At 57.1% G+C, this 6,563-nt stretch carries 6 protein-coding genes; 3 read left to right on the top strand and 3 right to left on the bottom strand.

The features are described from left to right. Positions 1-1,102 (top strand): transglutaminase family protein (locus AB5Y92_RS13210; RefSeq protein ID WP_368226935.1); only part of this gene is annotated, 1,102 nt, incomplete at its 5' end. Between the two features lie 62 nt (positions 1,103-1,164). Here AB5Y92_RS13210 and AB5Y92_RS13205 read toward each other — a convergent pair. Then, positions 1,165-2,595, bottom strand: coding sequence for a sodium:alanine symporter family protein (locus AB5Y92_RS13205; RefSeq protein WP_128815675.1), 1,431 nt, complete (start codon positions 2,593-2,595; stop codon positions 1,165-1,167). A 701-nt stretch (positions 2,596-3,296) separates the two neighbouring features. Here AB5Y92_RS13205 and tal point away from each other — a divergent pair. Both tal and AB5Y92_RS13195 read left to right on the top strand, forming a co-directional pair. Beyond that, entirely contained in the window at positions 3,297-4,247 is a 951-nt protein-coding gene (gene tal, locus AB5Y92_RS13200; RefSeq protein ID WP_076492916.1) for a transaldolase, read from the top strand. A 160-nt stretch (positions 4,248-4,407) separates the two neighbouring features. Continuing rightward, positions 4,408-4,590: a DUF3545 family protein gene (locus tag AB5Y92_RS13195; protein WP_005338547.1), complete on the top strand. Its 183-nt coding sequence runs from the start codon at positions 4,408-4,410 to the stop codon at positions 4,588-4,590. Between the two features lie 285 nt (positions 4,591-4,875). Here the strand turns inward: AB5Y92_RS13195 and accA are convergent, their stop codons facing one another. Beyond that, a complete protein-coding gene (gene accA, locus AB5Y92_RS13190; RefSeq protein WP_368226934.1) occupies positions 4,876-5,826 on the bottom strand; it encodes an acetyl-CoA carboxylase carboxyl transferase subunit alpha in 951 nt (316 codons plus the stop codon). A 15-nt stretch (positions 5,827-5,841) separates the two neighbouring features. Continuing rightward, on the bottom strand, positions 5,842-6,563 hold a 722-nt coding region (locus AB5Y92_RS13185), incomplete at its 5' end, for an OB-fold nucleic acid binding domain-containing protein (RefSeq protein ID WP_368226933.1).

Here is a 6,563-nt window from a genome sequence, read left to right as displayed (position 1 = left end):
GGCGGGCCCTGTGCTGCTTACCCCTCTCGACACCCTCTATCGGCAGGGGAGCGGCGAGGTGGCGATCCGCTATCGCATTGGCCGCGGCGAAGCGCAGCCAGAGAACGACAGCCAAGCCGCCCAGCGCAACCTGCAACTGCCTGGCGGGGGCAACCCGAGAGCGCGAGCCTATGGCCAAGAGCTTGCGGCACGCTATCCGGATCGCAGCACGCTGGTCGCCGCCCTGCTCGAACAGTTTCGCAGCCAATCCTATTACTACACTCTGACCCCGCCACGGCTTGGCAGTGACGGGGTGGATGAGTTCCTGTTCGATACCAAGCGCGGCTTTTGCGGCCACTACGCCATGGTGACCGCTTTCGTACTGCGCGCCGCCGGTATTCCGGCACGGCTGGTCACCGGTTATCTCGGCGGCGAGTGGAATCCCAGAGGCAACTATCTGGCGGTACACCAGTTCGATGCTCACGCCTGGGTAGAGTATCTCGATGAAGGGGGAACATGGCGGCGAATCGACCCCACTGCGGCAGTGGCACCGGAGCGTATTGAAGGCGGCGTGAGGGAAGCTCTGAGCGACGAGTTTACCGCTGCCGACCCCCTCGCTTTGCAGCGTTATCGCAACTGGGCTCTGCTCAATCAGTTGCGCTGGTGGGGCAACAATATCGACTACCAGTGGAGTCGCTGGGTAATTGGTTACGATGCGGGCCAGCTCTGGCAGCAAATTGGCCTGCGCTGGCCTGCACTGGCGGGGCACACACCCTGGTTGATCCTCGCCAGCCTGATGCTGGTCGCCCTGCTGGTGAGCCTGCCCCTGCAGTTGCCCGCCCGCCTGCCGCCAGAGCTGCGCATCTGGCAGCCCCTGCTCAAACGGGGTAAACGCAGTGGTTACCCACCCCAGCCCGCCGAGAGCATGGGGGCATGGTGCGAGCGGCTGGCACGGCTGCGTCCCGACCTTGCCCACTCCCTGCTAAAGAGTGCGTGGCTCTATCGACTCTGGCGTTATGCCCCCCTCAGCGAACGGCAACAAGGGCGCTGCTGGCGCCAGTTACGACGGCGTATCAGGCAACTCGTTCGGCGCTGGGATAAGCAACCGAAGAGCGCGCCATAAAAGAAGGGGGAGCCACCGGCTCCCCCTTCAGGTTTTAATCAAGAGGTCTGACTCACCGCTTGTTACTTTTTGGTCGGATTGTCCCAGATCCCCTCTTCCAGCTGGGAGCGGATCTCGGGGTATTTGTTGGCATCGAAGGTGGGTACCTTGCCCAGCCGGAGCTGGTCGTTGTAATCCTTCGCCAGCTTGATGGCAACGCTGGAGAGCAGCAGGATCGCCACCAGGTTGACGATGGCCATCAGACCCATGGAGACATCCGCCATCGCCCACACGATCGGCAACTCACCCACGGCACCGAACATCACCATCCCCAGCACGAACACCCGGAACAGCATCAGACCGCCCTTGTGGTTGTGCTCGAGGAACACCAGATTGGTCTCGGCATAGGAGTAGTTCGCCACGATAGAGGTGAAGGCAAAGAAGAAGATGGCCGCCGCAATGAAGATGTTGCCACCGCTGCCAATCTGGGAGGAGAGCGCACGCTGGGTCAGCTCGACACCGGTCACGCCGGATCCCGGCTCAAACTGACCGGACATCAGGATGATGGCGGCGGTACAGCTGCAGATGACGATGGTGTCCATAAAGACCCCCAGCATCTGCACATAACCCTGAGAGGCCGGGTGCGGCGGATAGGGAGTGGCAGTCGCCGCAGCGTTGGGCGCAGAGCCCATGCCCGCTTCGTTGGAGAAGAGACCGCGCTTGATACCGTTGATCATCGCCTGGGAGATGGCATAACCGAGCGCACCTGAGCCTGCCTGCTCAATCCCGAAGGCGGACTTGATGATCAGCATGAGGACATGAGGCAACTCGGTGATGTTCATCGCCACGATCACCAGCGCCAGCAGGATATATGCCAGTGCCATAAAGGGCACCACCAGCTCGGCAAAACGGGCAATGCCACGAATGCCGCCGAAGATAATCAGGCCGGAGAGCGCCACCAGCGCCAGACCGCTGACCCAGTCAGGAATGCCAAACGCCACCTTCATCGCCAGACTGATGGAGTTGGCCTGCACCGCGTTGAACACCAGACCAAATGCCAGGATCAGGCAGAGCGAGAAGACCACCCCCATCCAGCGCATGCCAAGGCCTTTCTCCATGTAGTAGGCCGGGCCACCACGGTAGTTGCCATCCTCATCCTTGACCTTGTAGAGCTGGGCCAGGGTGCTTTCGACGAAGGCGGTCGCCATGCCGATAAAGGCAATCAGCCACATCCAGAAGATGGCGCCGGGGCCACCCAGATAGATGGCGACAGCCACACCGGCCAGGTTGCCGGTGCCGACACGGGCGGCAAGGCTGGTACAGAGGGCCTGGAAGGAGGAGATGCCCGCGTTGTCCGATTTACGGCTGTTTTTCAGTACGGAAAACATGTGGCCAAAGTGACGGATCTGGATAAAACCCAGGCGGAAGGTGAAAAAGATACCGACCCCGATGAGCAGGTAGATGAGCACGGCTCCCCACATCAGGTCGTTTAGCATCGCAATCAAGGTGTCCATAATTCTCTCGTTGTTATTCACATCCATGGTCAGTCTGCGCTGACCGTTTTCTGTCTGTCGTTTAATTAGCGTTTCGCTAAAGGGGCGGAATCTAGCACAGCGGGAGAGCCCGGAATAGTGATCCCGGTCACGCGAGACACAAAAAACGAACGGTAAAAGCCCATAAAGCTCCATTTAAATCGCAAACTTTCAACAAACTCAATAATTCAATCAGACAGGCCACCATTAAGCCCCATAAGAGAACCATTTTGATATATCCCTGATGAGCTATGCGAAAACGCAAACGCTTGCATGAAATGGCTTTCAAACGGAGACATTTCGCCAAACGTTTTCGCTGTAATTAAATTTCAAGTACGTAGCAAGATAATTTATGTGATCGATGACACAAATATGGATATTGGCTAAAAAAGTTCAGCTGAAAGCAAATCGGAGCGAGGTCGGAAGGAAATGTAAAAAACCTTACTAATCATATAGTTTCAAGCCATAAAACGGGATAACTCAACAGCCTGAATGTTTAACAACCAAGCGCCCCTATTGCAGGATGCAGCACATCAGTATTAATTAGGCAGGCAATGACGATGGGCCGCCCCCATCGCGCTTTTCTGAGCCTGAGGCACCAAGATCCTGTAATTTTATTTCAGAACCACCGTCTCAAGCCCGCAACCCAGGGATTACTCCCTCATTAAGAGATGATATTCGCTATGGCCGATAAATTAACCCAGCTGAAAGCCCTGACCACTGTTGTTGCCGACACCGGTGATATCGAAGCCATCAAACGCTATCAGCCCATCGATGCCACCACCAACCCCTCTCTGGTTCTGAAGGCCTCCGAGATCCCCGAGTACGCTCCGCTGATCGAAGACGCCATCAACTGGGCCAAAGCCCAGAGCCAGGACAAGGCACAGCAAATCATCGACGCGGGCGACAAGCTGGCCGTCAACATCGGTCTGGAAGTGCTGAAGATCGTTCCGGGCCGCATCTCTACCGAAGTGGATGCCCGTCTCTCCTTCGATACCGAAGCCAGCATTGCCAAAGCCCGCAAGCTGATCCGTCTTTACAACGAAGCCGGCATCAGCAACGACCGCATTCTGATCAAGCTGGCCTCCACTTGGGAAGGGATCCGTGCCGCTGAAGTACTGGAGAAAGAGGGTATCCAGTGCAACCTGACCCTGCTGTTCTCCTTCGCCCAGGCCCGTGCCTGTGCGGAAGCCGGTGCCTTCCTGATCTCCCCGTTCGTGGGTCGCATCCTCGACTGGTACAAGGCTAAAAATGGCCGTGATTACACCGCCAGCGAAGATCCGGGTGTGGTCTCCGTTACCTCCATCTACAACTACTACAAGCAGCACGACTACCCGACCGTGGTGATGGGCGCCAGCTTCCGCAATACTGGCGAGATCCTGGAACTGGCCGGTTGCGACCGCCTGACCATTGGCCCGGCCCTGCTGGAAGAGCTGAGCAAGACCGAAGGCACCGTGGTACGCAAACTGGACTACACCGGTGAGCGCAAGGCCAAACCGACCCCGATGACCGAAGCCGAATTCCGCTGGGAACTGAACCAGGACGCCATGGCTCACGAGAAGCTGGGCGAAGGCATCCGCATGTTTGCCATCGACCAGGGCAAGCTGGAAACCATGCTGGCAAGCCGCCTGTAATCGGTTCTTTTTTCTGATAAAAACCGGGCCCCTAACAAGGGGCCCGGTTTTTTTTCATGGGCTTTTTTAGCGCTGTCATAGAGTCGTCACGAAAACGTTTTAATTTCAGATTCGTTATGTTATACGGGTGGTGAAAACGATAAAAACCAAGGAGGGAGCCATGGAAATGTTCAACTTCGATTATGACGAGGTGGTTGAACTCGGTTCGCGTAGCCGCGGGACAACGGGAAAAAAACGTAAATGGCGTGAAATCGAGGCGTTGAAAGACAAACATCGCCTGCAGAAGGAGCTGCAATCCATCGATATCGCCTATGAAGGTCTTACAGACGAGATTGAACTGTAATACTGCCAGACACCTGTAAAAGCGCTCCGCACAGCCGGGGCGCTTTTTTATGCCGCAATCGGATGATCAAGCGGCTTGTCATGCCACCGCTAGCAATGCCAAAGGATGCTGCAGGCTAATGACAGCCATCACCAATAACATGGCATACCAACCCTGCCCCTCACCCGCGAAGAGTGAGCAGCGCCGTTTCAGGGCGCGTTGGGGCAATCACCGCAAGACAAGTCATCAGCAATAAAAACCCCCGTCGATGACAGGGGCCTGAATACTCGGGATTGACGGCTGCGCTTAGCAGTAGCCGTAGCCCAGCAGACGCTGGTAACGCTGCTCCAGCAGTTGCTCGGTATCGAGCGGACGCAGGGCGTCCAGATCCTGCTTGATGCGGGCCTTGAGGTTTTTGGCCATCTTCTCCACATCGCGATGGGCACCACCGAGGGGCTCGTCGATCACATGGTCGATCAGCTTGAGCTCTTTCAGACGCTGGGCAGTGATCCCCATCGCTTCGGCAGCCACAGAAGCTTTGTCAGCACTCTTCCACAGGATGGAGGCACACCCTTCAGGCGAGATGACGGAGTAGGTGGAGTACTGCAGCATGTTGACGCGGTCACCCACCCCGATTGCCAACGCACCACCGGAGCCACCCTCACCGATCACGGTGCAGACCACCGGCACGGTCAGACCGGCCATCACTTTCAGGTTGCGGGCAATCGCCTCGGACTGGCCACGCTCTTCGGCACCGACGCCAGGGTAAGCGCCCGGGGTGTCGATAAAGGTGATGATCGGCATCTTGAAGCGTTCGGCCATCTCCATCAGACGCAGGGCCTTGCGGTATCCTTCCGGACGCGGCATGCCGAAGTTTCGCTTGATCTTCTCTTTGGTCTCGCGACCCTTCTGGTGACCAATCACCATCACAGGCTCGCCGTCGAGACGGGCGATGCCCCCGACGATAGCCTTGTCATCGGCATAGGCACGATCGCCAGCCAGCTCGTCGAAATCGGTGAAGATATGCTCGATATAATCGAGGGTGTAGGGGCGCTGGGGATGACGCGCCATCTGGGATACCTGCCAGGCCCCCAGATCACCGAAGATCTTCTTGGTCAGCTCTTCGTTTTTCTTCTCCAGCCGGCGGATCTCGTCTTTCAGATCCACGGCGTGATTGCCTTCACTCACATGTTTGAGCTCATCAATCTGCGCCTGCAACTCGGCAATCGGCTGTTCAAAATCCAGAAAAAGACTCATAGGGCCTTAGAACCTCTAATCAAAAACCAACTCGACCCGCTCTCGTCCAAGCAGGACGCGCAAGTCATCTAACAGTTGATCGGTGGGTGTCACCCGCCACTCGGTACCGAGCGTCAATCGCACCCGGGAACCGGGGCGACGATAGTTTACCTGAACCGGACAGACTCCGGCACGGGCGGGCTCCAAAATCTCGCACAAACGCGGAAAAAAGCGATCATCGATACGCTGTTCATCGAGGGAGATGCGGATTGCTCTGGCAAAACGCTCCCTCGCATCGTTGATATCCAGTAATTCTCGAGCCGACATTTTAAGGCCACCGGAGAAGTCATCAAAGCTGACCTGTCCAGAAACCACCAAAATGCGGTCTTTTTGCATCAATTCTTCATATTTTTCCAGCGCTTCACTGAACAGGGTCACATCGAGGCGACCGGAACGGTCGTCCAGGGTGAAGATCCCCATCTTGTTGCCACGCTTGGTCACCATGCTGCGGGCCGCAATCACCAGCCCCGCCGCCGTGGTTACGGTATCGCGGGAGGTGGGATGCAGATCGCACAGGCGACCCGAGGTATAACGACGCAATTCGCTGCTGTACTGGTTGATGGGGTGGCCGGTGAGATAGAGTCCGAGGGTCTCGCGCTCCCCTTCCAACCACACCTTGTCAGGCCAGTGCGGCACATTGGCAAACGCCTTCTTGACGTCGTCAATCTCTTCGGTAAGCACGCCGAACATGTCGACCT

This window comes from Aeromonas sp. R1-1 (assembly GCF_040908495.1).
GTDB classification, from domain to species: domain Bacteria; phylum Pseudomonadota; class Gammaproteobacteria; order Enterobacterales; family Aeromonadaceae; genus Aeromonas; species Aeromonas veronii.
Note: the sequence above shows the minus strand (reverse complement) of the source record. Positions and strands in the feature narration are given on the sequence as shown.

Excerpts from the sequence above, each read along its gene's own strand:
- AB5Y92_RS13205 (WP_128815675.1), bottom strand. The coding sequence starts at position 2,595 with ATGGACACCTTGATTGCGATGCTAAACGACCTGATGTGGGGAGCCGTG.
- tal (WP_076492916.1), top strand. The coding sequence starts at position 3,297 with ATGGCCGATAAATTAACCCAGCTGAAAGCCCTGACCACTGTTGTTGCC.
- AB5Y92_RS13195 (WP_005338547.1), top strand. The coding sequence starts at position 4,408 with ATGGAAATGTTCAACTTCGATTATGACGAGGTGGTTGAACTCGGTTCG.
- accA (WP_368226934.1), bottom strand. The coding sequence starts at position 5,826 with ATGAGTCTTTTTCTGGATTTTGAACAGCCGATTGCCGAGTTGCAGGCG.